Below are 24,301 nucleotides of genomic sequence, written 5' to 3'. Positions count from 1 at the left end.
CTCTGGCACTCCCCGAGCGCAACCCCCACGACCCCGTCCGGGAGGGACCCCCGATGCCCCCTGCCACCGCCGCCCTGCCCTCGGCGACACTGCGCGATGTCCTCGCCAGAGTCGTGGAGATACCCGAACTGCGCGCCACCTACGAGAAATTCCTGGACCTGGACTCCGTGACGCTCACGGACCTGCCCGTACTGACAAAGGAAACGCTGGCCGGTGCCCTGGACGGAGTGGTCCAGCAGGCCCGGTCCCGCCCGCACGGCGCGTACGTGTACGGCAGCGGCGGGACCACAGGTACCCCCCGGCTCAGCCTGGTGCCGACCGGCATGTTCGTCGAGGACATCGCCCGGCACTGGCAGCCGCTCGCCTCCGACGACATCCTCGTCAACTTCAACACGCCCGGCCGGATGTGGTCGTCGCACAACTTCTTCAACGCGGTCGCTCACCACGCGGGTGCCGTCACCATCCCCCTGGGAGCGGTCGCCAACGACGAACTCGCGGACTGGTTGGACTTCGTCGACCAGCTGGGCGCCACCGCCCTGGACGCCACACCCAGCCAGATAGCCCGGATTCTGGAGTTCTGCGACTCCACCGGCCGTCCGCTGCCCGCCTTCCGCAAACTGCTGTGGACGGGCGAGGGCTACAGCAAGCGGGCTGCCGAGATCACGCGCCGACTGATGCCCGACGGCCGGCTCTACGGCGTGTACGGCTCCACGGAGAGCTGGGTGATCGGGGTCAACGAGCCCGACTGTCCCACCGACACCTTCCACGTGGTGCCCTACCAGCACGTGGAGATCGAGGACGGGGCGGTGCTGGTCACCAACACCCATCCAGAAAGCGTCAACCCCATCCTGCGCTACCGGATCGGCGACCTGGGCCGGTTCGTCGACTGCCCCTGCGGACGCCCCGACCGCGCCCTGCAGATACTGGGCCGGGACGATCCGCAGCTGAAATTCGCCAGCATCCTGCTGCTGCCGACCGACGTCACCGACGTGGCGCGCGCTGTTTCCGGTGTCCGTGACGTGCAGTTGGTGCTTTTCCGCCACGGTCAGCCGGACGAGCGGATGGAGGTACGGCTCCTGGTCGAGTCGGAGACGCCCCGCGGGGACATCGAACACCTCGTCCACCAGCGCATCGTCACCCAGGTCTACAAGCTCGGCTTCGCCGTGGGTTCCTCCCCGAACCGCCTGGTCGTCCAGGTTGTGGACGAGCTCGTCACCAGCGTCCAGACGCAGAAGACACCCCTGGTCGTCCACGCGGAGAAGGCGGGCGTCGCGCCCGGTGTGCCCGCCGGGGACCAGGACTGACGTACCAGCAGTACAACACCCACTCACCCGAGAACACGGAGAAGAGACTCACATGGCACGTCTGATCGTGGTCAGCGGAGGCGGCACCGGTATCGGCCGGGCCGTCGCCGAAAAGTTCGCCCAGGACGGGGACGAGGTCGTCATCCTGGGCCGCCGGGCCGAGGTACTCGACCGTACGGCGGCGCAGATCACCGACGGGGGGGCCGCCGTCAAGGTGGTGCCGCTGGCGGCGGACCTGGCCGAGCCCGCCGAGGCCGACCGGGTCCGGGACGTCCTGGGCCGACAGTACGGCCGTGTCGACGTACTCGTGCACAGCGCGGGCGGCAACACCGCGCTGGGCGCCCCGCCCGCCGAGGGCAGCCCGGCCGCACAGGCGGCAGCGCACTGGACCGGCAACTTCCGCGCCAACGCGCTGACCACCGTGCTGCTCACCGAGGCTGTTCGGGACCTGCTCGTGTCACCCGGCGGGAGGGTCGTCCTGCTCAGCTCGATCGCCGCTTACCGCGGCTCGGGTTCCGGCTCGTACGGCGGGGCCAAGGCCGCGCTCCACCCGTACGCGTATGATCTCGCCGCCGCGCTGGGCGGGCAGGGCATCACCGTCAACGTGGTCGCGCCCGGCTACATCGCCGAGACGGAGTTCTTCCAGGGCGCCTTGTCTCCGGAGCGTGAGCGCACCCTGGTCGGCCAGACGCTCAACGGGCGGGCCGGCACCCCGCAGGACGTCGCCGAGACGGTCCACTGGCTGGCGTCCTCGGCAGCCGGCCACGTCACCGGCCAGATCGTCCAGGTCAACGGCGGCGCGGAGCGGGGCCGGTGACCATCACACCCCCTCCCGTCGTCGCCGACATCTCAGGCCCGGCGGCGCAAGCGTCCACCGGCGCCGGGGGACCGCCGCCTGATCCCGGCGGTCTGCCCGACCGGCCCCCGGCGGGATTGCGTCTGTCTCTGGCCGAGCGAGCACGATTCCTCACCACCGGAGAACTCAACCCGGTCACCTGGCGGGCCGAGGCACACCGGTGGGCCACCACCGCCGACGGGGTGTACAGGGCCACGACCGAACTGCGCGCGCTCCCGGCGACGGGCCACGAGCTGCGTATCGGCGTCAAGGACACCGTGGACGTGGCCGGCTTCGCCACCCGGCTGGGGCTGCGCCGCTACCGGCACCATCCCGCCCGCTCCGGCGCGCCGTTGCGTGCCCTGCGCGGCGCGTCGGTCGTCGCCAAACTCGTGACACCGGAACTGAGCATCGGCCAGGACCATGGATGCGCCAACCCTCTTTTTCCGGCCGTCGACCCCTCCGGGTCGAGCACAGGCAGCGCCGTGGCGGTCGCGGCGCACATCTGCGACATCGCGCTGGGCACCGACACGGTCGCGTCCGTGCGATACCCGGCCGCGGCTTGCGGGGTCGTCGGACTGCGACTGACCCACGACCCCCGGCTGCTCGACGGAGTGTTCCAGCTCTCCCCGCTGCTGGACGCACCCGGCTGGCTGGCCCGGACCGCCGACGACCTGGCCTACTTCTGGAACCGCGCGGGTCTGAGCGGACTCGGCCCGGCCCACGACAGCCCACCCGACCCCCCGGGACTGCGGATCGGCATCGTGCGCGAGGCCCTGGACAGCGCACTCGCCCCTGCTGTCCGCTCGGGGCTCGACCACCTGCGCGCCACTCTGGAACAGGCGGGCCACTCGGTGGTGACAGTCCGGCTGGACAAACTGTGGCACCACCGGGCCACGACATACGAACTGTGCGCGCGGACCGCGTGGGACCGCTACCAAGCCGTCCGCCAACGCCTCAACGACCACCTGGACGACTCCACCTTGCTGGCTCTGGAAGCCGGCGCCGAGATCGGGGACGAGCGGTACACCGAGATCCTCGACGCACTGCGGCTCACCCGAGAGGGGGTGCCGGCGCTCTTCACCGAGCAAGGCGTGGACCTGTGGCTGCTCCCGGTGGACCCCCGGCTGCCCCGGGCTCCTCATGAGTCCTCGGCCTCCGCCTCCACCATTCCGCGCCCGGACGACCCCGACTTCGACCAGCGGGTCGGGTTCTCCCCGGTGGCAAGCTTCGCGGGACTCCCGGCGATCACCTTCCCCGTCGCCGTGACCTCTGCGCCGCGTATCCCCGTACCGCTGCAGGCAGTCGGACCGGCGGGCAGCGAACCGCTGCTGATCCGCTTCGCTCAACTCGTCTCGAGGGCCGTCGGGGACCTGGGGATCTGGCCCGCTCCGGCAGACGCGCCGGGCAGCCCGGAGAGGAAGGTGCTGTGAGCCACCCTCAGGAACAGGCCCCGGCCACGTCGCCCGGTGTGCCGGTTGTCGCTCTCCGCCCGCCCGGTGCCGGACCTTTCGTCGGTGTGTGGGTGCCGAGCGTGGTCACGGTCATCGGGACCGGCCTCGCCGTCTTCGGACTGAGCTGGTGGATCAGCAGGGCACCGGACGGTGGCGCCCACCTGGGCGTCGTTGTCGCCGTCGCCAGTGCCGTCTCCCTCCTCAGCGTCCTGTTGCTTGCCGGGGTGATCGACTCCGCAGACCGCCGTCGTACCGTCATCACCCTTCTGTTGGTGCTGGTGGCCCCGCTGACGGTGCTCCTGCACCTGTTCGGGCTGAGCCCGGGCGGGACCTTCGCTCTCCTGGCCGCCGGCCTGTGCTACGTACTCGTCTATTCCTTGCAACAGATCTACATGGCCGCGGTCGAGAACATCGGCGCCGACTTGGCCCCGCCCTCCTGGCCCCCGGCTCGCACCGCGCTGCTCACCCAGATCCATCCTCAGGTCGCCCGTGTCATCGCCCCGTTGGCGGCGGGCGCGCTACTCACCTACGGCAGTCTGCGTTGGGTCTCCCTGGCCGCGCTGGTCTGCACGCTGCTCGCCCTGGCCGCCGTTCCGCTGCTCGGCCGGGCGGTGGCCGCCGCAGAGCTGACGGGCGGACCTGAGGCGAGCGGGGTCACCAGGGGGAATCCGCTGACGCTGCTGCGGGGCGTGTGGCGGGACGCGGCCGGATCGGTGCGGCTGATCCGCAGCCATCCGGAGCTGGTCTTCCTCGTCTTCTTCGGCGCCCTCGGCAACTTGATCGTGTTCCCCTTCTACTCCGTCCTGCCGGCCTTCAATGCCGAGTACCACATCTCCACCACCGCCCAGGCCGCTCTCTACAGCACCGCGTCGTCCGCCTACGGTGTCGGCATGCTGGTCGGCTGCCTGGTCCTGGTCCGCATACCGCCGCCGGCCGGCGCCCGAGCAAGCCTCAGGCTGGCCAGCATCGCCTTCGCCCTCATCCTGGCGGTACTGCTCGGCACCACCATCGCGCCCTGGCCCGCCACGGTCGTCGTCGCGATGGCGGCCACCGGCGGACTGTTCTCCATCCTCGTCGCCGTCGGCGGAGCCGTATGGCTGCGGCTGACGCCCGCCGCGATCCGCGTTCGCGTCTTCAGCCTGCGGCGCCTGACGGTGTTCTCCACCATTCCGCTCGGCTCGATGCTCATGGGCATCGGCGGCTCGGTCATCGGATACCGCGTGTTTATCCGAGGCATGGTCGTCTTCACCCTCATCGCGCTGGCCGTGGTCTGGACGCAGTACCGCCGCGCCGTATCCACCCCCCAGTCCACCGTCTGAGGAGAGCAGCACATGCAGACCTTGCTGGATTCGCAGGGCGGAGACCTCCGCAGCCTGCCGGCCGGCCCCTATCTGGACCTGGGGACCTGCGTCAACCGGTACGGCCCGCCGCCCTCGGTCGAAAGGGCGCTGCGCGGCATCGATCCCAAACAGATCCTGGCCCATCCCTACGGTTCCGAGGAAGCCTTCACCGAGGCTTACGCGACCTTCATGGGAGCCGAACCGCACCAGCTGATACCCGGCCGCGGAATCACCGAGTTCATCCGCGTTCTGGGCCAGTTGCTGCCGACCGAGCGGGTCGCCGTCATCACCCCCGACTACACGGACACCATCCGCTGGTTCCCCACCCACCTGGACCCGCCCCGAGGCGTCACGGAAACCGTCGAGACCCGCCTGGAACGACTCGAACAGGCGCTCGCGACCCACCCGTACGTCTTCCTGTCCAATCCCAACAACCCGCTCGGCCTCTACCTGCACCGCGACCGCCTGGAAGCACTGGCCCGTGCCCATCCGCAGTCCGTGCTGATCGTCGACGAGGCCTACATCGAGCTCATCCCCGAACACCGGGAACTGTCCATGGTCCGCAGCGGCCTGACCAACGTGGTCGTCCTCAGATCGCCCAACAAGCTGTTCGGCATAGCGGGCACCCGCACCGGCGCCCTGTGGACGCTCAACGCGGATATCGCGGCACGGGTACGGGAACGCAAGCTGAACTGGACGCTATCGCACGTCGACAGCGTCCTGGCCACCGCCGCGCTGGCCGACGGCGTCTGGGTGGAGAACACCCGCGCGGCCCTGCTGCGCGACTCCGCCGAGCTGGAGGAGATCCTCGCCGAACGGTTCGACGGCGTGGTGCGCGGCGTGCCGATCCACTACCGATTCGTCGCGGCCGACGACCCGCTCGAAGCACAGCGGTACTTCCTGGACCACGGCGTCGTCGTCCGCGCCTTCGACGGCGCGCACCCCGGACGCGTGTCAGGTCTGCGGATCACCGCCCCCACCAGCGCGGAGCTGGCGGAACTGCGCAGCTCCCTGCACTCCGGCTGACCGACTGTCCCGCACGGGAAAACCCCGCACCTCTGAAAGAAAAGGGAAACTGGTGCCCCAATCCGCCCTCACGCTGGACGACGTCCTGCGCCTTCTCACCGAGCACGAGGAGGACGCCGCCCGCACCCTGAACATGGTGCCCTCCGAGAACGCGACATCCGGCCTCGCGAAGCTCCCGCTCTTACTGGACCCATATCACCGCTACTTCTTCAACGAGAGCGGCGACGAGGCCCGCTGGCACTTCCGGGGCGCCGAACGGCTGCGCAGCCTGGAGACGGCACTCACCGTGCCCCTGCTGGAGGAACTGGGACGTGCCCGCTACGTCTCCACCAAACCGCTCAGCGGACTGAACGCCATGACACTGGCCCTCGGCACACTCGGCGGAGAACCGGGCTCGACGGTGGCCACCATCGCTCCTGAGAACGGCGGGCACTACGCCACTCCCAGCGTGGCGCAGCGACTCGGACTGCAAGTGGAGTACCTGCGCGGCCCCGACCCTCACAGCCTGGACCTGGACCACGCCGCCCAGGTGCTGAGCCGGGTGCGGCCCGCACTGGTCTACGTCGACCAGTCGCACTGCCTCTTCCCCCTCGATGTCCGCAGTCTCGTCGCCACGGTGCGGGCAGCCTCACCGGAAACGGTGGTACACGTGGACGCCAGTCACTGGTTCGGCCTGATCCTCGCCGGGATTCTCCCCAACCCCCTCGACGAGGGCGCGGACAGTTTCGGCGGCTCGACGCACAAGACGTTCCCCGGCCCCCAGAAGGCGGTGCTGCTCACCCGGGACCCGGCCATCGAGAAGCGGATCCGGGACACGCAGGACTACCTGATCAGCAGCCACCACTTCGCGGCCACCATCAGCCTCGGCATCGCTCTGCTGGAGTTCCGCGACTTCGGCGGCACCGAGTACGCGCATGCCGTGGTGGCCAACACCAAGGAGTTCGGCCGACTGCTCACCGAGCGCGGCCTGACCGTCGTGGCGGCCGACCGTGGCTATTCGGCCGGCCACCAGCTGTGGCTCGATACCGCAGCAGACGGCATCGCCCCCAGGACAGCGGCCGACCGCCTCGCCACAGCCGGCATCAAGGTCAACTTCCTGGACGGACTGCCCGGCTTCACCGGCCAGGGCCTGCGGATCGGCCTCAACGAGCCTACCTACCACGGCCTTTCGGGAACCGACCTGGTGGAACTGGCCGACTTGTTCGTCAGCGCCGTACAAAACGATGGCCCATACGAGGAGTTGGCCGACCGCACCGCCCTGCTGCGCCGCCGGCCCCGGATCGGCGCCCGCCTCGACGAGACCTCGCCGCTCTGGCGGACGGCCGTGGCTCTCGCCACCAACTCCCTGCGCACGGTGCCCGGGTCGGGGCTGAACTCCGTGGAGGCGGCATGAGCAGCCGCCCGGTGATCGGCATCGCCGCCTATCACGAGCAGGCTCGCTGGAACATCTGGAACACCGACGCCACCATCATCCAGCAGTCCTTCGTCCGTGGCGTGACCCGAGCTGGAGGGAGAGCCGTCGTGCTGCCCCCGGACGAGCGCGACGCCGACGTCCTGGACCGGCTCGACGGCCTGCTCCTGCCCGGTGGGGCGGACATCGACCCGGCGTACTTCGGACAGGACCGCCACCCGGCCACCGACCAGCCCAGCCAGGACAGGGACGCCGGTGAACTCCTGCTTCTGCGCGCGGCCCTGGAGCGTGACCTGCCCGTGCTCGGCGTCTGCCGGGGCCTGCAGTTACTCGTCCTCCAGTACGGCGGTACCCTGCACCAACACCTGCCCGACGTGCTCGGGCATTCCGGGCACCTTCCTCAGGAAGGCGTCCTGGGCGAGCACGAGGTGGTGTTCACCGCGGGCAGCCGAGTCGCCGCGGTGTACGGTCGCTCCGCCCGGGTCAACTCCCATCACCACCAAGGCGTCGCCGACCCCGGTCGACTACGTGTGTCGGGCCGCAGTCCCGACGGTCTGCCCGAGGCGATCGAGGACGCCGCCAGGCGTTTCGTCCTCGGGGTGCAGTGGCATCCGGAGATATCCGACGACGAGGCGCTCTTCACGGCCTTCGTCGCCGCGTGCCAGGACATACCGCTTCGGGCCGGGTCCGGTGGTCCCGCGGGCACGCCGACCCCTGCGCGGTCCGGATGATCATTCCACGCAGGCCCACGGAATACTGGATCCGCCTCATCGCGGTCGACGAAAGCAGTCGCGTGCTCCTGATCAGAGAGGACGTCGGGGAGGAGTACCCGGCGTCGGCTCCGGCGTGGAGCCTGCCAGGCATGCGGCATGATCCGAAGATGGCCGCCGAGGATGCGGCGGAGGTGCTCCTCGCGCGGCTGGCTCTGCCGCCGGCGAAACCACAGCGGCTGCGGCAGCGGACGGTCTCCGCGATCATTGCGGGCGAGGTCGCCCGGAGGGAAGAGATTCTCTTCCTGGTCAGGTCGGACGGGTCAGGATCACCCGGGGAGGGGCTGTGCTGGCATCCGCTCCCGGAAATCCGTACGCCTGCCGACCGGCCGCTCCCGTCGGATGTGGCCGACCTGCTCTCGGACATCCTCACCGCATCGCTCCCCCAGGGACCGATCTCGGACGGTCCGTGAAGCGTTGGGAGAACGAGGGTCGCCACTCACTGTGGCGGCCCTCGTTCGCAGAGTCTCGTCGCTGGCCCGCCGAAGCTGATGAGGATCCTTGAAGTTCGCAGCCCGTGTTCGGACCGGTCCCCACACCCGCTCTTGTTCCCACCCGGCGAAGACCTCTCAGTTGTCACGCCGACCCGGGTCTTCGGGGCAACTCGTAGGCGAAGCTGACCGGGTCGGTGAGCCGACCATCGGCCGTATTGGGGCCCAGCTCGGGGGAGAACTCGGCGGCGTGCTCCGCGAGAACCGAGAGCGGCAGGAACGACGTCGATCGGATGTGCCCCGTGAGTTCACGGATCGTCCAGTGGTGCTCAACAGAGAAATCGTGGCGTCCGGCGAACTCGAACCCGGCACGGGACAACATCACATGATCGGGATCCTCCTGCCGTGCCTGATTCCAGTCAGGCGGGACGCGACCCGACGAGGGCGTTCTGCCATCTGCGGAGCAGGCTGTCGAGCGCGTGCTGCCAGTCGTTGGGGCCTGCCCACGGGGACGTCGACCAGCACAGCGCCAGGCAGCCGCCGGGCCTGAGCCAGGCATGGGCGAGCCCGGCGACCACCATGCGGCGGAGCCGGTGGAAGGCATTGCCGATGACGATCAGCTGGAAGCTGCCTGGCTCGGCGCGCAGATCCTCGGCGCCGGCGGTGACCGTCAAGTATGAGGTCTGCGTGGGCGGCGATCTCCTCGGCGCGGACTACCTGGGTCATATCGGGTTCGGCATCCACGACCCACACGTCCGCGAACGGTCGCGGAGCGGGAACGCGCACTGGCCGGTGCCGCACGCGAGGTCGAGCATACGTCCGCCCCCGGACGGGGCTGCCTGCTCTAGGAGACGGTCGATCACCGCGCCGGGGTAGGGGAGCCGGAACCGTGTCGACGATCACGAAATTACGTGATCGTTCACAAACCGTCCGTAGTAGCCGACGGTGCCCTGGTACAGGCTGCGCTCGAACCTCACCGCGTCGGTCATACAGCCACCATCGCATGAACCGGAGGAGGCCCCTGCCAAGCTGGTTGGCCAGCAACTCCCAGTCGCTGCCCATTTACGTCCGGCACCCCGCCCGTCGCCTGGGCCGCAACAAGTGGCGGCGAAGAGCGCGGCGGTGGACTCACAGTAGCCTCACCGAGAACCCGACAACGCCACACATGCCGACATGATCTCCATATCTGACTTAACCGGAATCGGCGTCCAGAATGCGTCCAGACGATCATGGAATCATGATCACGACAGGGTCGCCAGGACCCTCACGCCCTCGCCCCGACCAGGAAAGTGCCTGGTCAGAAGGTTTCTCCTCGCGTAGCGAGTGGTGGGGCGGGTGGGACTCGAACCCACGACCGACGGATTATGAGTCCGCTGCTCTAACCGGCTGAGCTACCGCCCCATAGCGGCGTGTCGCGTACATCTGTGCGCGCCGTCTGCCGCAGCATAGCCGCTCATACGATCTCCTGCCTCGGATGGTCGGCTTCCGCGGCCCTTCATGACCTTGAGGACTCGGGCGCGGGCGCGGCGGTTCCCCCGGGCATGAGACCGGACATGAAAAAGGACCCCTGAGGGGCCCTCGTTCAGCATGCTCCCCCGACTGGACTCGAACCAGTAACCTGCCGGTTAACAGCCGGCTGCTCTGCCAATTGAGCTACGGAGGACCGAGCTCCCCCGACTGGACTCGAACCAGTAACCTGCCGGTTAACAGCCGGCTGCTCTGCCAATTGAGCTACGGAGGAATGCCTCGTTGCATCGAACGTACCTACCTGGGTATCCGCCAGGGGGCGCCCGCTCGCTGCGACACATACATTAGCGCAAGCAGGGGGGTGCTCCGCCAATCGGTACTCCTCGGCACCGTCGGCGCACCAGAGAGCTACGCATGGGAAGGGTGGTCGTCATGCGCTACCGGCTGACGTTCGTCGCCGGACTCGCCCTGGGTTACGTCCTGGGTACGAGGGCCGGACGCGAACGCTACGAGACGCTGAAGAAGTCCGCGCGGCAGATCGCGCAGAACCCGGCCGTCCGCAACACCGCCGAGACAGCCGCCCAGCAGGGCCGCCAGTTCGCCGGCAAGGCCCTGCACTCGGTGAGCGACAAGGTCGGCGACCTCGGCGACCGCGTCCCCGAGTCGGTGGCCCAACGAGTCCGCTCCCTGCGCAGTCACAACGGCCACGGCACCACGACGACCGAGGACGACTGGGGCACCAGCACCACCTAGCCGCGCTCGCCGGCGCCACCGCGTGGGCGAGACGGGCCACGGCGCGCCCGCACCCGGTGCGGCACGGTCACCCCTACGGCGCCCACGGCCGAAGCAGGCGCGGCGCTACGGCAGAATTTGAGGCATGGGGATAGTCGCCGGGTTGGACAGCTCGCCCGATTTCACTCGCATCGTGGTCTGCGACACGGACACGGGCGCCGTGCTGCGCCAGGGCTACGCGCCGCATCCGGTCGACACGCCGGAAGGCGGGCGGCGGCCCAGCGACGTGGACCCGCAGGCCTGGCTGCTGTCCCTGGGGGAGGCCGCGGGCGGCGGGCTGCTCGAGGGCGTGCAGGCCATCGGCGTGTCCGCCCAGCAGAACGCGCTGATCCCCCTGGACGCGCAGGGCGCCACCGTGCGCCCGGCGATGGTGGGCGGGGACAAGCGGGCGCAGGTCGCGGCGGCCGATCTGATCGACGCGCTGGGCGGGCGCGAGGCGTGGGCGCAGGCGGTGGGGAGCGTTCCGCAGGCCGCGCACCCCGTCACCAAGCTGCGCTGGCTCGCCAAGAGCGAGCCGGAGAACGCGCGGCGGACCGCCATGCTGCTCCAGGCCCACGACTGGCTGGTGTGGCAGCTGCTCGGGCGGCCGGTGCGCCGGACCACCGATCGCGGCGGGGCCTCTGGCACCGGGTACTGGTCCGCGGCCACCGGCGGCTACCGGCCCGACCTGGTCGAGCTGGCCCTCGGCCACCAGGCGATGCTGCCCGAGGTGATCGGCCCGTCCGCCGCGGCCGGTACGACGCCGGAGGGGCTGCTGATTTCCGCCGGGACGGGTGAGACGATGGCCGCCGCCTTCGGTCTCGGGCTGGGGCTGGGCGACGCCGTGGTGTCCCTGGGGGCTTCGGGGTCGGTGATGGCCGTCCACCCGGAGGCGCTCGTCGACCAGAGCGGGATGATCACCTCGCTCGCCGACGCCACCGGCATGCACCTGCCGGTCGTGACCACCCTGAACGCGGTACGGACCCTGCGCGGAACGACCGAGCTGCTCGGCGTGCCGGACCTGGAGAGCCTGTCCGAGCTGGCGATGAAGTCGACGCCGGGGTCCCACGGTCTGGTGTTCCTGCCCTATCTGGAGGGCGAGCGGACGCCCAGCCTCCCGCACACCGCCGGCACCCTGGCCGGGCTGCGGCGCGAGTCGATGCGGCCCCAGCACCTGGCGCGGGCCGCGTTCGAGGGCATGCTGTGCGGGCTCGCGGACGCGCTCGACGTGCTGCGCGGCCGGGGCGTGGACGTACGGCGGATCTTCCTGCTCGGGCCGGCCGCCGAACTGCCCGCCGTGCAGTCCGCCGCGCCCTCGCTGTTCGGCGCGCAGGTCGTCGTACCGCAGCCCGCCGACTACGCGGCGATCGGCGCCGCGCGGCAGGCCGCGTGGGCGCTCGGCGTGACGCAGGGCGCCCTGGACCCGCGGACCCCGCCGGCCTGGCAGGGCGCGGCGGCGCAAGTGCTGGATCCGGGTGAGGACTTGGCGGTGGGGCAGGCCGTGCGGCAGCAGTTCGTGTCGGTACGGGAGCAGACCCATCCCGGGGCATTTCGCCCATAAGGGTGACAACTTCCCCCACTCGTAAGGCTGCTGGAGCCCGCCGTTGGGTTAATCGGTTGAGGTAACGCGGGTGGAGTGTTCGACGATAGGGGCCAAGGGCGACCGAACGCCCCCTCGCCGACTCCGAGAGACCTAGCGTGCTCATACGACTTCTTCGGGCCTTTCTCAGGCCTTACAAGAAACCCATAGCCGTACTGGTGCTGCTGCAGTTCCTGCAGACCTGCGCCACCCTCTACCTGCCCACCCTGAACGCCGACATCATCGACAAGGGTGTCGTGAAGGGGGACACCGGTTACATCCTCTCCTTCGGCGCCCTGATGATCGGCATCTCGCTGACGCAGGTCGTGTGCAACATCGGGGCCGTGTACTACGGCGCCCGGACCGCGGCGGCGCTCGGCCGGGACGTGCGGGCCGCCGTCTTCGACCGCGTGCAGTCGTTCTCCGCGCGTGAGGTGGGCCACTTCGGGGCACCCTCCCTCATCACGCGTACGACCAATGACGTACAGCAGGTCCAGATGCTGGCCCTGATGACGTTCACCCTGATGGTGTCGGCGCCCATCATGTGTGTCGGCGGTATCGTGCTGGCGCTCGGACTGGATGTACCGCTGTCCGGGGTGCTGGTGGCGGTCGTGCCGGTGCTGGGCATCAGCGTCACGCTGATCGTGCGGCGGCTGCGCCCGCTGTTCCGGTCCATGCAGGTGCGCCTGGACACGGTGAACCGGGTGCTGCGCGAGCAGATCACCGGCAACCGGGTCATCCGCGCCTTCGTCCGCGACGAGTACGAGGAGGGCCGCTTCCGGAAGGCGAACGGCGACCTCACCGACATGCAGCTGGCCACCGGCCGCATGCTCGCACTGATGTTCCCGATCGTGATGACCGTGGTGAACCTGTCCTCGATCGCGGTGGTGTGGTTCGGCGCGCACCGCATCAACAGCGGCGGGATGGCGATCGGCGACCTGACCGCGTTCCTCGCCTACCTGATGCAGATCGTCATGTCCGTGATGATGGCCACCTTCATGTTCATGATGGTGCCCCGCGCGGAGGTGTGTGCCGAGCGCATCCAGGAGGTCCTCGACACCGACTCCAGCGTGGTGCCGCCCACGGCCCCCGTCGTGGAGCTGCGCCGGCACGGCCACCTGGAGATCCGAGCGGCGGGCTTCCGCTACCCGGGTGCCGAGGAGCCGGTACTCAAGGCGGTCGAGCTGGTGGCCCGGCCGGGTGAGGTCACCGCCGTGATCGGCTCCACCGGCAGCGGCAAGTCGACGCTGCTCGGGCTGGTCCCGCGGCTGTTCGACGCGACCGAGGGCGAGGTGCTCGTCGACGGTGTGAGCGTCCAGGAGATCGACCCCCGGCTGCTGGCCAGGACGGTGGGCCTGGTCCCGCAGAAGCCGTACCTGTTCGCCGGAACCGTGGCCACCAACCTGCGGTACGGCAACCCGGACGCCACCGACGAGGAACTGTGGCACGCGCTGGAGGTCGCGCAGGCGAAGGACTTCGTGTCGAAGCTGGAGGGCGGGCTGAACGCGCCCATCGCGCAGGGCGGCACGAACGTCTCCGGCGGCCAGCGCCAGCGGCTCGCCATCGCCCGTACGCTCGTGCAGCGCCCGGAGATCTACCTCTTCGACGACTCCTTCTCCGCGCTCGACTACGCCACCGACGCGGCGTTGCGCAAGGCTCTGGCCGCCGAGACCGCCGAGGCGACCGTCGTCATCGTCGCCCAGCGCGTGGCGACCATCCGGGACGCCGACCGGATCGTGGTCCTCGACGAGGGCCGGGTGGTCGGCACGGGCCGGCACCACGAGCTCATGGCGGACAACGAGACCTACCGGGAGATCGTGCTCTCCCAGCTGACGGAAGCGGAGGCCGCCTGATGGCAGGGCCCATGGGACGCATGATGGCCGGGGGCGGCCCCGACCAGCGCTCGATGGACTTCAAGGGCTCGGGCAAACGGCTCGTCGCCCGGTTCGCCCCGGAACGGCTCACCATCTACGGGCTGCTGCTGTGCGTGGTGGTCAGCGTCGGCCTCAACGTGGTCGGCCCGAAGATCCTCGGCAAGGCCACCGACCTGGTCTTCGCGGGCATCATCGGGCGGCGGATGCCGGCCGGGGCCACCAAGGAGCAGGTGCTCGACTCCATGCGCGAACGGGGTCAGGGCTCCGTCGCGGACATGCTCAAGAGCACCGACTTCACCCCGGGCAAGGGCATCGACTTCGACGCCGTCGGCAACGTCCTGCTGCTCGCGCTCGGTACGTTCCTCGTGGCCGGCCTGCTGATGGCGGTGGCCACCCGGCTGGTCAACCGGGCCGTCAACCGCACGATGTACCGGATGCGCGAGGACGTGCAGACGAAGCTGGCCCGGCTGCCGCTGTCGTACTTCGACAAGCGCCAGCGCGGCGAGGTGCTCTCCCGCGCCACCAACGACATCGACAACATCGGCCAGACGCTCCAGCAGTCGATGGGCCAGCTGATCAACTCGCTGCTGACCATCATCGGCGTGCTCGCGATGATGTTCTGGGTGTCCTGGCTGCTCGCCCTGGTCGCCCTGGTCACCGTGCCGCTGTCGTTCGTCGTCGCCACCCGGGTCGGCAAGCGGTCGCAGCCGCACTTCGTGCAGCAGTGGCGCTCGACCGGCAAGCTGAACGCGCACATCGAGGAGATGTACACCGGGCACACCCTGGTGAAGGTGTTCGGGCGGCAGGACGAGTCGGCGCAGCAGTTCGCCGAGCAGAACGACGCGCTGTACGAGGCCTCGTTCAAGGCGCAGTTCAACAGCGGGGTGATGCAGCCGCTGATGATGTTCGTGTCGAACCTGAACTACGTGCTCGTCGCCGTGGTCGGCGGTCTGCGGGTGGCGTCCGGCGCGCTGTCCATCGGTGACGTGCAGGCCTTCATCCAGTACTCCCGGCAGTTCTCGATGCCGCTGACCCAGGTCGCCTCGATGGCCAACCTGGTGCAGTCGGGCGTCGCCTCGGCCGAGCGGATCTTCGAACTCCTGGACGCGGAGGAGCAGGAGCCGGATCCGGTGGCGGCCGAGAAGCCCGCGGAGCCGCACGGACGGGTGGCGCTCGAGCACGTGTCGTTCCGGTACGAGCCCGAGAAGCCGCTGATCGAGGATCTGTCCCTGAAGGTGGAACCCGGGCAGACCGTCGCGATCGTCGGCCCCACGGGAGCGGGCAAGACCACCCTGGTCAATCTGCTCATGCGGTTCTACGACGTCACCGGCGGGCGCATCACCCTCGACGGTGTGGACATCCGCAGGATGTCCCGGGACGAACTGCGCGCCCAGATCGGCATGGTGCTCCAGGACACCTGGCTGTTCGGCGGCACCATCGCGGAGAACATCGCGTACGGCGCCTCGCGCGAGGTCACCCGCGGCGAGATCGAGGAGGCGGCGCGCGCGGCCCACGCGGACCGGTTCGTCCGCACCCTCCCCGACGGCTACGACACCGTGATCGACGACGAGGGCACGGGGGTCAGCGCCGGTGAGAAGCAGCTCATCACCATCGCGCGGGCGTTCCTGTCCGACCCGGTGATCCTGGTGCTCGACGAGGCGACGAGCTCCGTCGACACCCGCACCGAGGTGCTGATCCAGAAGGCCATGGCCAAGCTGGCGCACGGCAGGACGTCGTTCGTGATCGCGCACCGGCTGTCGACGATCCGGGACGCGGACACGATCCTCGTCATGGAGAACGGCGCGATCGTCGAACAGGGCGCGCACACGGAGCTGCTCGCCGCGGACGGTGCCTACGCACGGCTGTACAAGGCGCAGTTCGCGCAGGCCGTGGCCGAGGTGGACTGACCACGGGCGGCCCCGCCTCAGGGTCTTTCGTTCGGATCATGAGCCATGATCCGAACGAGAGGCCCCAGAGGCCCGCTGAAGATCTTGCTCCGGCCGCCCGGCTCGCCCAGGATTGCCGGTCAATGCCAATCGCCGTGAACCGGTGCAAGCCGGGCGCGATTTCAAGATCTTCAGGACGCTTCTAGTCCAGGTAGCCCCGCAACTGGTCGGCGAACGCGTGGTCCCGCAGCTTGTTCAGGGTCTTGGACTCGATCTGCCGGATGCGTTCCCGGGTCACGCCGAAGATGCGCCCGATCTCCTCCAGGGTGCGGGGACGGCCGTCGGCGAGGCCGTAGCGCAGCTGTACGACCTTCCGCTCGCGCTCGCCGAGGGTGGACAGGACGGCCTCCAAGTGCTCCCTGAGCAGCAGGAACGCCGCCGACTCCACGGGTGAGGCGGCGTCGCCGTCCTCGATCAGGTCACCGAGCGCGACATCGTCCTCCTCCCCCACCGGCGCGTGCAGCGACACCGGCTCCTGGGCGAGGCGGAGCACCTCGCCGACCCGCTCGGGCGGCAGGTCGAGGTGGGCGGCGACCTCTTCGGGGGTCGGCTCGTACCCGCGCTCCTGGAGCATCCGCCGCTGCACCCGCACGACCCGGTTGATGAGCTCGACCACGTGCACGGGGACCCGGATGGTGCGGGCCTGGTCGGCGAGGGCGCGGGACATGGCCTGGCGGATCCACCAGGTGGCATACGTGGAGAACTTGTAGCCTCGGGCGTAGTCGAACTTCTCCACGGCCCGGATCAGCCCGAGGTTGCCCTCCTGGACCAGGTCCAGCATGGTCAGCCCGCGGCCGACGTACCGCTTGGCGACGGACACGACGAGCCGCAGGTTGGCCTCGATGAGCCGACGCTTGGCCATCCGGCCCATCACGACCAGCCGGTCCAGGTCGAGGGCGAGCCGTTCGTCCAGGCCGGGGCTGCCGCTCAGCTTCTCCTCGGCGAACAGTCCGGCCTCCACCCGGCGGGCCAGCTCGACCTCCTCGGCCGCGGTGAGCAGCGGGATGCGGCCGATCTCGCGCAGGTACTGGCGGAACAGGTCCGAGGAGGGGCCGCTGGTGTCCGCGCGGGCGGCCGCGGCCGGGGCTTCGACGGGCTCCGGCGCCTCAGTGGGCTCGTGCTCGTCGGTCAGCGCCTCGACGGGCGGCTCCGCAGGCTCGGCCGGCTCGGCCGGCTCGGCCGTGTCCTCCGGCTCCGTCTCCGGGTGGTGCGCGGCACGGCTCTGCGGCGGAACGACCGTGTCGGTCTGTGTGAGGGTCCGGGTCTGCACGGGGGGCGACCTCCAGGGTGATCACTGCTGAGTGGAACCGCGGTGGGGGTGCGATCCGCGGGGGGACGGATCAGCCGCGCTCGGAGGACTCAGGCACCGCACCCCAGTGTGGGGTAAGACACATCACCGCCACGAGGGGCGTGCGGTGACTTTTTGCAGCCGGGTCGTGACGGGATGGTTATCCAGGTCGTTTCCCGGGTGAACGGCGGGCGTGGTGCGGCGGGAGGGGCACATCGGGAGAACGCCGGCAGTAGCCCGGAGCCGTCCCTCAGAGCGCCGCCGCGCCCTTCTCCCGCAGCGCCTGGCCGTACTGCTGGAGGACCCACAGCTCGTTCTGCACGGCCGCCAGGTGGGCGGGGTCGCCGCCGGTGCCGAGGCGGGCGAGGCTGCTCTGGATGTCCTGGATGCGGCGGTCGACGGCCCGGCGGCGGACCCAGACGAGCTGTTCACCCGCGTAGGGCTCGTCGACCGTGCGGCGCATGATCGCTTCCACGGCCAGCTCGGTCACCATCGCGCGGACCGTGTCGTCGGGGGCCGCCTCACGGACGCGGACCAGGTACTCCTGGGGGTCCCGCGTGCCGGACTCGGCGCCGCCCGCCTCCATGATGGCCTGGCGTACGGCCGCGTAGGGCGGGGCGGTGAACTCGTCGATCCCGTAGGCGTCGAAGGCCGGGGAGACCAGCTCCGGGCGCTGGAGGGCGAGTTTCAGCAGCTCGCGTTCCGTGGCGTACACCGGGTTGCGGAGGTTCAGCGCGGGACCGGAGGCCGTGGGGCGCGGGGCGGCCGCCGCGTACGGCTGCTGGGGCGTCCGCGCAGGCGCCGGCCCCCTGCCGCCGCGGTCGCGGGCCCACCGGGCCAGCTGTGCCACCCGCTTGACCACGAACTGGGTGTCGAGGATGCCGAGCATCCCGGCCAGCTCGACGGCGACCTCGTGCTGGGCGCCGCTGTTCTTGATGCGGGCCACGATGGGGGCGGCCTCGTCCAGCGCGGCGGCACGGCCCGCGGGGGTGTTCAGGTCGTAGCGGACGACGATCTGGCGGAGGGCGAACTCGAAGAGCGGGGTGCGCGGTTCGACCAGGTCGGCCACCGCCTCGTCGCCCTTGGCCAGCCGCAGGTCGCAGGGGTCCATGCCGTCGGGAGCGATCGCGATGTACGTCTCCGCGGCGAACTTCTGGTCGTCCTCGAAGGCGCGCAGCGCCGCCTTCTGACCGGCCGCGTCGCCGTCGAAGGTGAAGATCACCCGGGCGCTGCCGTTGTCCATCAGCAGACGGCGCAGGATCTTGATGTGCTCGCCGCCGAAAGCGGTGCCGCAGGTCGCGATCGCCGTGGTCACCCCGGCGAGGTGGCAGGCCATGACGTCGGTGTAGCCCTCGACCACCACCGCGCGGGAGGTCTTGGCGATCTCCTTCTTCGCCAGGTCGATGCCGTACAGCACCTGTGACTTCTTGTAGATCGCCGTCTCGGGCGTGTTGAGGTACTTGGGGCCGTTGTCCGTCTCGTACAGCTTGCGCGCGCCGAAGCCGACCACCTCGCCGCCGATGTCCCGGATGGGCCACATCAGGCGGCCCCGGAAGCGGTCGATGGGACCGCGGCGGCCCTCCTGGGAGAGGCCGGAGAGCAGCAGTTCCTTGTCCGTGAAGCCCTTGCCGCGCAGGTAGCGGGTGAGGTGGTCCCAGCCCTGGGGGCTGTAGCCCACGCCGAAGTGGACGGCGGCGGCCTGGTCGAAGCCGCGTTCGGCGAGGAAGAGGCGGCCGGTCTCGGCCTCGGGGCTGGTGGCGAGCTGCTCCGCGTACCACTGCGCGGCGATCTTGTGGGCCTCGACCAGGCGGATCCGCTCGCCGCGCTGGTGGGCCGGGTTGTACCCGCCCTCCTCGTAGCGCAGGGTGATGCCGGCCTGTGCGGCGAGGCGCTCGACCGCCTCCGAGAAGGAGAGGTGGTCGACCTTCATCACGAACGTGATGGTGTCGCCGCCTTCCTGGCAGCCGAAGCAGTGGAAGAGTCCCTTGCTGGGGCTGACCTGGAAGGACGGCGACTTCTCGTCGTGGAACGGGCACAGGCCCTTGAGGTTGCCGCCGCCCGCGTTGCGCAGCTGGAGGTACTCGGACACGACGGAGTCGATCGGGACCGCGTCCCGTACCGCCTTCACGTCCTCGTCGTTGATCCGTCCTGCCACGCGTGAATTGTACGGGGGCGGTGTGACAGCGCCGGCTCCGAGAGAGATCAGGGGACGAGGCTGTCGAGAGGGACGTGGGGGTCGGCCAGCGCCTCGGTGTCGACGGGTGCCGCGGAGCGGATCAGGTTCTGGACCGGCTCTGTGACATCCCACACGTTCACGTTCATCCCGGCCAGGACGCGCCCCTCCTTGACCCAGAAGGCGATGAACTCCCGCTTGCCCGCGTCGCCCCGGATCACCACCTGGTCGTACGAGCCCGGCGGCGCCCAGCCGCTGTACTCCATCCCGAGGTCGTACTGGTCGGAGAAGAAGTAGGGGACGCGGTCGTAGGTGACGTCCCTGCCGAGCATCGCGCGGGCCGCCGCCGGACCGCCGCCCAGGGCGTTGGCCCAGTGCTCGACCCGCAGCCGGGTGCCGAACAGGGCGTGCGGGAAGGCGGCGACGTCGCCGGCCGCGAAGATGTCGGGGTCGGAGGTGCGCAGCCGCTCGTCCACCGCGATGCCGCCGCCGTGGGCGCGGGCGGCGATCTCCAGCCCCGCCGCCTCCGCCAGTCCGACGCGCGGTGCGGCGCCGATGGCCGCCAGCACGTCGTGCGCCGGGTGCTCCTCGCCGTCGTCGGTGCGGGCGGCCAGCACCATGCCGTCCTGTCCGACGATCTCGGTGAGCCGGGCCCCGAAGTGGAAGCGCACGCCGTGCCGGCGGTGCAGTTCGGTGAAGAGGGTGCCGAGCTCGGGGCCGAGGACGCCGTGCAGCGGGGTCTGCTCGGGTTCGATGACGGTGACCTCCGCGCCGTACTCCCGGGCCGCCGCCGCCACCTCCAGGCCGATCCAGCCCGCGCCCGCGATCACGAGGTGTCCGTTGTCCCGGCCGAGCGAGGACAGCACGCCCTTGAGCCGCTCGGCGTGGGCGAGGCGACGCAGGTGGTGGACGCCGGCGAGGTCGGTGCCGGGGACGTCGAGGCGGCGGGGCTCCGCGCCGGTGGCGAGGAGCAGCTTGTCGTAGTGCACGAGGGTGCCGTCGTCACCGAACCGGACCGTCTTCGCCGTACGGTCGATCGCGTCGACGGTCTGGCCGAGGTGCAGTTCGATGTCGTTCTGGGCGTACCAGGCGAGTTCGTGCACGAAGACGCTGTCGCGTTCCTCCTTGCCCAGCAGGTAGCCCTTGGACAGCGGCGGGCGTTCGTAGGGGTGGTCGCGTTCGTCGCAGATCAGTATCACCCGGCCGGTGAAGCCCTCCGCCCGGAGCGTCTCGGCCGCCTTGGCGCCGGCCAGTCCTCCTCCGACGATGACGAACGTCTGGTCCGCGTCGACCACTTGATGCCTCCTCGTAAAGATGCCGCCACAGGGGAGCCTCCCGCACCACGTGTGCCGCGGGAAGGGGGAGTGACCCGATCAGGCCACGGAGGGTCACATTCTTCTCACCGGCGCCCCGTCAGTCTCGCGTGCGACGAACGGGCCGACGCGTCGGTCAGGGAAGCGATCTGGTCGACGATCACCCGCTTGCGGGCGTGGTCGTCGTCCGCCGCGTCGAACAGCGAGCGGAACTGCGGGTCCAGGCCGTCGGGGGCGCGGGCGGTGAGCGCCTCGGCGAGTTCGGCGACGACGACCCGCTGGTCGGCGCGGAGCCGCTCCTGCTCGGCGCGCCGCATCACGTACTGGTCGGCGACCGCCTTGAGGACCGCGCACTCCAGGCGTGCGGAGCGCGGCACGACGAGTTCGGCGCCGTACCGGGTGAGGCGGCCGCTGCCGTACGCCTCCCGGGTGGCGCCCTCGGCGGCCAGGCAGAAGCGGCCGATGAGCTGGCTGGTGGCGTCCTTCAGACGGGCCTGGGCGACCGCGCTGCCGTCGTAGCCGTGCGGCCACCACTCCTGGGCCAGCAGGCGGTCGAGGGCCTCGGCGAGTTCGGCGGGGTCGGTGCCGGCCGGGACGTACCGCCCGTCGGCGACCGCGAAGACCGCCTGCCGTTCGGGTTCGGCGCGCAGGCAGCCGGGGTCGATGTGCCCGGCGTGCAGGCCGTCCTCGACGTCGTGCACCGAGTACGCCACGTCGTCCGACCAGTCCATGACCTGGGCCTCGAAGCAGGTGCGGGTGCCGGGGGCCTCCTTGCGGACCCAGTCGAAGACCGGCCGGTCGTCCTCGTACACCCCGAACTTCCCCGAAGCCGGGTCGGTGGGGTGGGCGCCGCGCGGCCAGGGGTATTTGGTGGCGGCGTCGAGGGCGGCGCGGGTGAGGTTGAGGCCGACGGAGCCCTCGGGGGTGAAGCGCTTGGGCTCGATGCGGGTGAGGAGTCTGAGCGACTGGGCGTTGCCCTCGAAACCGCCGCAGTCGTCCGCGAACTCGTTCAGCGCCTGCTCGCCGTTGTGGCCGAAGGGAGGGTGGCCCAGGTCGTGCGAGAGACAGGCCGCCTCGACCAGGTCGGGGTCGCAGCCGAGGGCCGCGCCGAGTTCCCGGCCGACCTGGGCGCACTCCAGGGAGTGGGTGAGGCGGGTGCGGGGGCTGGCGTCCCAGGCCGGGTGGTTGGGCTCGCCCGGCGTGACGACCTGGGTCTTGCCGGCCAGCCGCCTCAGCGCCGCGCTGTGCAGGATGCGGGCGCGGTCTCGCTGGAAGGCGGTGCGGCCGGGGCGCTTGTCGGGCTCGGGGGCCCATCGTTCGACTGACGCCGGGTCGTAGCTGACGGTGAGCGCGGTGCCGTCGCCTGCGGTGCCGTTGCCTGCGGTGCCTTCCATGATTCGACAGTACGGGGCGGCGGTGACAATCGGGGGGTTACGGGTGCCTGCTCGTCCGTCGAGTCTTCTTCGTCCGGCGGGTGCGGGCGCGTCGTGGTCGATCGCGCCCACGCGGCGGAGCCGCATGGGGACACAGCCCCGCGCCCCCGGTGCGGGGACTGCCCTGGCTTCCTTTTCAAGCCGACGCCGGCGTCCGGTTCCTCAGCGTCGCCGGGGTCGACACGGCCTGGTCGTAGCGGTGCAGGATCAGGCGGGCCATGGCCTGGTGGGCGCCCAGGGGGGCCGAGGACATCCAGGGGGCCGCCTCGGCGCACTGGGTGGCGAAACGGCCGGGAGCGGTGAAGCAGGAGGCGACCGCGACCCGGTGGCGGCCCCGGGCGGTGAGGGCGCGTACCGCCGTCCGGACGGTGGGGGTCGCGGCGGTGGCGTAGGCGGGGACCACGGGTACGCCGAGGCGGTCGGCGAGGAGCCGGGCCGTGCGGCGGGTGTCGGCCGCGGAGTCGGGGTCGCGGGAACCGGCGGCGGCGAGTACGACACCGCTCGCGCGGCGGACGGCGTCGTCGGGGGCGGTGGGCCAGCCGGCCTCCAGCAGGCGGTCGTACAGGGTCTCCACGAGGAGCGGGTGGGGGCCGAGCGGTGCGGCCACGCGCGTGTGTGCGGTGGCGCCGGCGGCCATCTCGGGGATGTCCCGCTTGACGTGGTAGCCGCGGCTGAGCAGCAGCGGTACCAGCACGGCCGGCGCGTCGCCGAGGCCGGCGAGGGTGTCGGGGAGCAGCGGCTCGTTCAGCTCGATGTGGCCGAGGCGCACCGACAGGCCGGGGCGCAGTTCCCGTACCCGCTCCATGAGGGCGAGGACGGTCCGCAGCGCGCGCGGGTCGCGGCTGCCGTGTCCGACCAGGACGAGGGCGGGCGGGCCGGGGCGGCGCCTGCCGTCCAGGGCGACGATGCCGCGCCGGCCGCTGGTGTCCGCCGTGGTGTCGAGGTCCGTCATGGGACGATCCTGCCGGCAGGAGGTTGCGCCCCCGTTGCCTGGCCGTCACGGGTGTTTTCCGTGGGTTCACGGCGTGCGCCCCGGCGGTGTGAGGCGAACCGGATCACCGTGCGGCGCGTCCTCCTCGTCGGAACGGAGAAGGGGGACCCGCGTGGAGATCCGTCGACCCCGCCTGCCGGGGACGCGTGCCGGACGGCGGCGGCTGGTGCAGGGCGTGATGGCCGGGTGCGTGCTGGCGCTGCTCCCGGCGACCTGGCTGTACGTGTCGACGGCCGACCGGCTGCGCGGTACGGCGGACGTGCCGCGCACCGATGTCGCCGTCGTGTTCGGGGCGGGGCTGTGGGGCGGGGAGCCGTCGCCGTACCTCGCGCACCGGCTGGACGCGGCGGTGAGGCTGTACCGCGCGGGGCGGGTGAAGGTGGTGCTGGTCACCGGTGACAACAGCCGGAAGGACTACGACGAGCCGGACGCCATGCGTGCCTACCTGACCCGGCGCGGCGTCCCCGGCTCCCGGGTCGTCAGCGACTACGCCGGTTTCGACACCTGGGACTCCTGCGTCCGCGCGAAGAAGATCTTCGGCGTCGACCGGGCCGTCCTGATCAGCCAGGGCTTCCACATCCGTCGCGCGGTCGCCCTCTGCGAGGCGGCGGGCATCGACTCCTACGGCGTCGGCGTCGACGCCAAGCACGACGTCACCTGGTACTACGGCGGCACCCGCGAGATCTTCGCCGCCGGCAAGGCGGCCCTGGACGCGGTGTTCGAGCCGGATCCCCGGTTCCTCGGGCCGAAGGAGCAGGGGGTGGAGCGGGCGCTGGCGAGCGGGCGGTGACACGGCGTCGAGGCGGCGGCGCGTCCGCCGGGCCGTCGTGGTGGACGGCCCGACCGCCTTGCCGTCCCGCCGGGCCACGGCCTTCAGCTCGCCGGGCGCGTACGG

General features: G+C 70.7%; 19 protein-coding genes, 3 tRNA genes and 1 pseudogene. 13 read left to right on the top strand and 10 right to left on the bottom strand.

Annotated features, from left to right (window positions below; all coding sequences use genetic code 11):
• Positions 1-53 precede the first annotated feature (53 nt).
• From ABZX30_RS21970 to ABZX30_RS21935, 8 genes are all read left to right on the top strand, one after another.
• Positions 54-1,304, top strand: a complete 1,251-nt coding sequence (locus ABZX30_RS21970) for an AMP-binding protein (protein WP_355935802.1) — start codon at positions 54-56, stop codon at positions 1,302-1,304.
• 52 nt (positions 1,305-1,356) lie between these two features.
• Positions 1,357-2,121, top strand: a complete 765-nt coding sequence (locus ABZX30_RS21965) for an SDR family oxidoreductase (protein ID WP_355935799.1) — start codon at positions 1,357-1,359, stop codon at positions 2,119-2,121.
• On the top strand, positions 2,118-3,572 hold the full coding sequence (locus ABZX30_RS21960; protein ID WP_355935796.1) for an amidase: 1,455 nt from the start codon (positions 2,118-2,120) through the stop codon (positions 3,570-3,572). The genes ABZX30_RS21965 and ABZX30_RS21960 overlap by 4 nt, the downstream gene beginning before the upstream one ends.
• Before the next feature lie 101 nt (positions 3,573-3,673).
• Complete coding sequence (locus ABZX30_RS21955; RefSeq protein WP_355935793.1) at positions 3,674-4,912, top strand: hypothetical protein; 1,239 nt, start codon at positions 3,674-3,676, stop codon at positions 4,910-4,912.
• 12 nt (positions 4,913-4,924) lie between these two features.
• A complete protein-coding gene (locus ABZX30_RS21950; protein ID WP_355935790.1) occupies positions 4,925-5,959 on the top strand; it encodes an aminotransferase class I/II-fold pyridoxal phosphate-dependent enzyme in 1,035 nt (344 codons plus the stop codon).
• Positions 5,960-6,011: 52 nt separating this feature from the next.
• Positions 6,012-7,352: a hypothetical protein gene (locus tag ABZX30_RS21945; RefSeq protein WP_355935787.1), complete on the top strand. Its 1,341-nt coding sequence runs from the start codon at positions 6,012-6,014 to the stop codon at positions 7,350-7,352.
• Complete coding sequence (locus ABZX30_RS21940; protein ID WP_355935785.1) at positions 7,349-8,101, top strand: gamma-glutamyl-gamma-aminobutyrate hydrolase family protein; 753 nt, start codon at positions 7,349-7,351, stop codon at positions 8,099-8,101. Before ABZX30_RS21945 ends, ABZX30_RS21940 begins: the two co-directional genes overlap by 4 nt.
• Positions 8,098-8,553: a hypothetical protein gene (locus ABZX30_RS21935; RefSeq protein ID WP_355935782.1), complete on the top strand. Its 456-nt coding sequence runs from the start codon at positions 8,098-8,100 to the stop codon at positions 8,551-8,553. Before ABZX30_RS21940 ends, ABZX30_RS21935 begins: the two co-directional genes overlap by 4 nt.
• A gap of 163 nt (positions 8,554-8,716) precedes the next feature.
• On the opposite strand, the gene ABZX30_RS21930 is transcribed toward ABZX30_RS21935, so the two are convergent.
• The 5 genes from ABZX30_RS21930 to ABZX30_RS21910 form a co-directional block, all read right to left on the bottom strand.
• The gene (locus ABZX30_RS21930; protein WP_355935779.1) at positions 8,717-8,956 is read right to left on the bottom strand and encodes a hypothetical protein; all 240 of its coding nucleotides are present in this window, start codon (positions 8,954-8,956) and stop codon (positions 8,717-8,719) included.
• Between the two features lie 34 nt (positions 8,957-8,990).
• Positions 8,991-9,245, bottom strand: coding sequence for a class I SAM-dependent methyltransferase (locus ABZX30_RS21925; RefSeq protein WP_355935776.1), 255 nt, complete (start codon positions 9,243-9,245; stop codon positions 8,991-8,993).
• Positions 9,246-9,895: 650 nt separating this feature from the next.
• Positions 9,896-9,972: transfer RNA gene (locus ABZX30_RS21920), tRNA-Ile, on the bottom strand.
• Positions 9,973-10,161: 189 nt separating this feature from the next.
• A tRNA-Asn gene (locus tag ABZX30_RS21915) sits at positions 10,162-10,234 on the bottom strand.
• Between the two features lie 5 nt (positions 10,235-10,239).
• A tRNA-Asn gene (locus tag ABZX30_RS21910) sits at positions 10,240-10,312 on the bottom strand.
• Positions 10,313-10,470: 158 nt separating this feature from the next.
• On the opposite strand from ABZX30_RS21910, the gene ABZX30_RS21905 reads away from it, so the two are divergent.
• From ABZX30_RS21905 to ABZX30_RS21890, 4 genes are all read left to right on the top strand, one after another.
• Positions 10,471-10,791, top strand: a complete 321-nt coding sequence (locus ABZX30_RS21905; protein WP_355935908.1) for a YtxH domain-containing protein — start codon at positions 10,471-10,473, stop codon at positions 10,789-10,791.
• A 124-nt stretch (positions 10,792-10,915) separates the two neighbouring features.
• Positions 10,916-12,370 (top strand): FGGY family carbohydrate kinase, encoded by a 1,455-nt coding sequence (locus ABZX30_RS21900; protein ID WP_355935773.1) that lies wholly within the window; start codon positions 10,916-10,918, stop codon positions 12,368-12,370.
• Between the two features lie 137 nt (positions 12,371-12,507).
• A complete protein-coding gene (locus ABZX30_RS21895) occupies positions 12,508-14,241 on the top strand; it encodes an ABC transporter ATP-binding protein (protein ID WP_355935771.1) in 1,734 nt (577 codons plus the stop codon).
• Positions 14,241-16,169 carry an ABC transporter ATP-binding protein gene (locus tag ABZX30_RS21890; protein WP_355935768.1) on the top strand — a complete coding sequence of 643 codons (1,929 nt, stop codon included), beginning with the start codon at positions 14,241-14,243 and terminating at the stop codon, positions 16,167-16,169. The genes ABZX30_RS21895 and ABZX30_RS21890 overlap by 1 nt, the downstream gene beginning before the upstream one ends.
• Before the next feature lie 181 nt (positions 16,170-16,350).
• Here the strand turns inward: ABZX30_RS21890 and ABZX30_RS21885 are convergent.
• The 5 genes and pseudogenes from ABZX30_RS21885 to ABZX30_RS21865 all read right to left on the bottom strand — a co-directional run bounded on the left by ABZX30_RS21885 (position 16,351) and on the right by ABZX30_RS21865 (position 23,367).
• A pseudogene (locus ABZX30_RS21885) lies at positions 16,351-17,533 on the bottom strand (RNA polymerase sigma factor).
• A 213-nt stretch (positions 17,534-17,746) separates the two neighbouring features.
• Positions 17,747-19,651, bottom strand: a complete 1,905-nt coding sequence (gene dnaG / locus ABZX30_RS21880; protein ID WP_355935766.1) for a DNA primase — start codon at positions 19,649-19,651, stop codon at positions 17,747-17,749.
• A 47-nt stretch (positions 19,652-19,698) separates the two neighbouring features.
• Positions 19,699-20,964 carry an FAD-dependent oxidoreductase gene (locus ABZX30_RS21875; RefSeq protein WP_355935763.1) on the bottom strand — a complete coding sequence of 422 codons (1,266 nt, stop codon included), beginning with the start codon at positions 20,962-20,964 and terminating at the stop codon, positions 19,699-19,701.
• Between the two features lie 104 nt (positions 20,965-21,068).
• Entirely contained in the window at positions 21,069-22,376 is a 1,308-nt protein-coding gene (locus ABZX30_RS21870) for a deoxyguanosinetriphosphate triphosphohydrolase (protein WP_355935760.1), read from the bottom strand.
• Positions 22,377-22,551: 175 nt separating this feature from the next.
• A complete protein-coding gene (locus tag ABZX30_RS21865) occupies positions 22,552-23,367 on the bottom strand; it encodes a sirohydrochlorin chelatase (protein ID WP_355935757.1) in 816 nt (271 codons plus the stop codon).
• 151 nt (positions 23,368-23,518) lie between these two features.
• Here ABZX30_RS21865 and ABZX30_RS21860 point away from each other — a divergent pair, with 151 nt between their 5' ends.
• Positions 23,519-24,196, top strand: a complete 678-nt coding sequence (locus ABZX30_RS21860; RefSeq protein WP_355935755.1) for an ElyC/SanA/YdcF family protein — start codon at positions 23,519-23,521, stop codon at positions 24,194-24,196.
• Positions 24,197-24,301: the final 105 nt, after the last annotated feature.

It is taken from the genome of Streptomyces sp. NPDC004542 (assembly GCF_040610035.1).
In the GTDB taxonomy this organism is placed as follows: Bacteria; Actinomycetota; Actinomycetes; order Streptomycetales; family Streptomycetaceae; genus Streptomyces.
Note: the sequence above shows the minus strand (reverse complement) of the source record. Positions and strands in the feature narration are given on the sequence as shown.

Coding starts and splice junctions, on each gene's coding strand:
- ABZX30_RS21870 (WP_355935760.1), bottom strand. CDS start 22,376: ATGGAAGGCACCGCAGGCAACGGCACCGCAGGCGACGGCACCGCGCTC.
- ABZX30_RS21965 (WP_355935799.1), top strand. CDS start 1,357: ATGGCACGTCTGATCGTGGTCAGCGGAGGCGGCACCGGTATCGGCCGG.
- ABZX30_RS21900 (WP_355935773.1), top strand. CDS start 10,916: ATGGGGATAGTCGCCGGGTTGGACAGCTCGCCCGATTTCACTCGCATC.
- ABZX30_RS21970 (WP_355935802.1), top strand. CDS start 54: ATGCCCCCTGCCACCGCCGCCCTGCCCTCGGCGACACTGCGCGATGTC.
- ABZX30_RS21950 (WP_355935790.1), top strand. CDS start 4,925: ATGCAGACCTTGCTGGATTCGCAGGGCGGAGACCTCCGCAGCCTGCCG.
- ABZX30_RS21865 (WP_355935757.1), bottom strand. CDS start 23,367: ATGACGGACCTCGACACCACGGCGGACACCAGCGGCCGGCGCGGCATC.
- ABZX30_RS21940 (WP_355935785.1), top strand. CDS start 7,349: ATGAGCAGCCGCCCGGTGATCGGCATCGCCGCCTATCACGAGCAGGCT.
- ABZX30_RS21890 (WP_355935768.1), top strand. CDS start 14,241: ATGGCAGGGCCCATGGGACGCATGATGGCCGGGGGCGGCCCCGACCAG.
- ABZX30_RS21905 (WP_355935908.1), top strand. CDS start 10,471: ATGCGCTACCGGCTGACGTTCGTCGCCGGACTCGCCCTGGGTTACGTC.
- ABZX30_RS21935 (WP_355935782.1), top strand. CDS start 8,098: ATGATCATTCCACGCAGGCCCACGGAATACTGGATCCGCCTCATCGCG.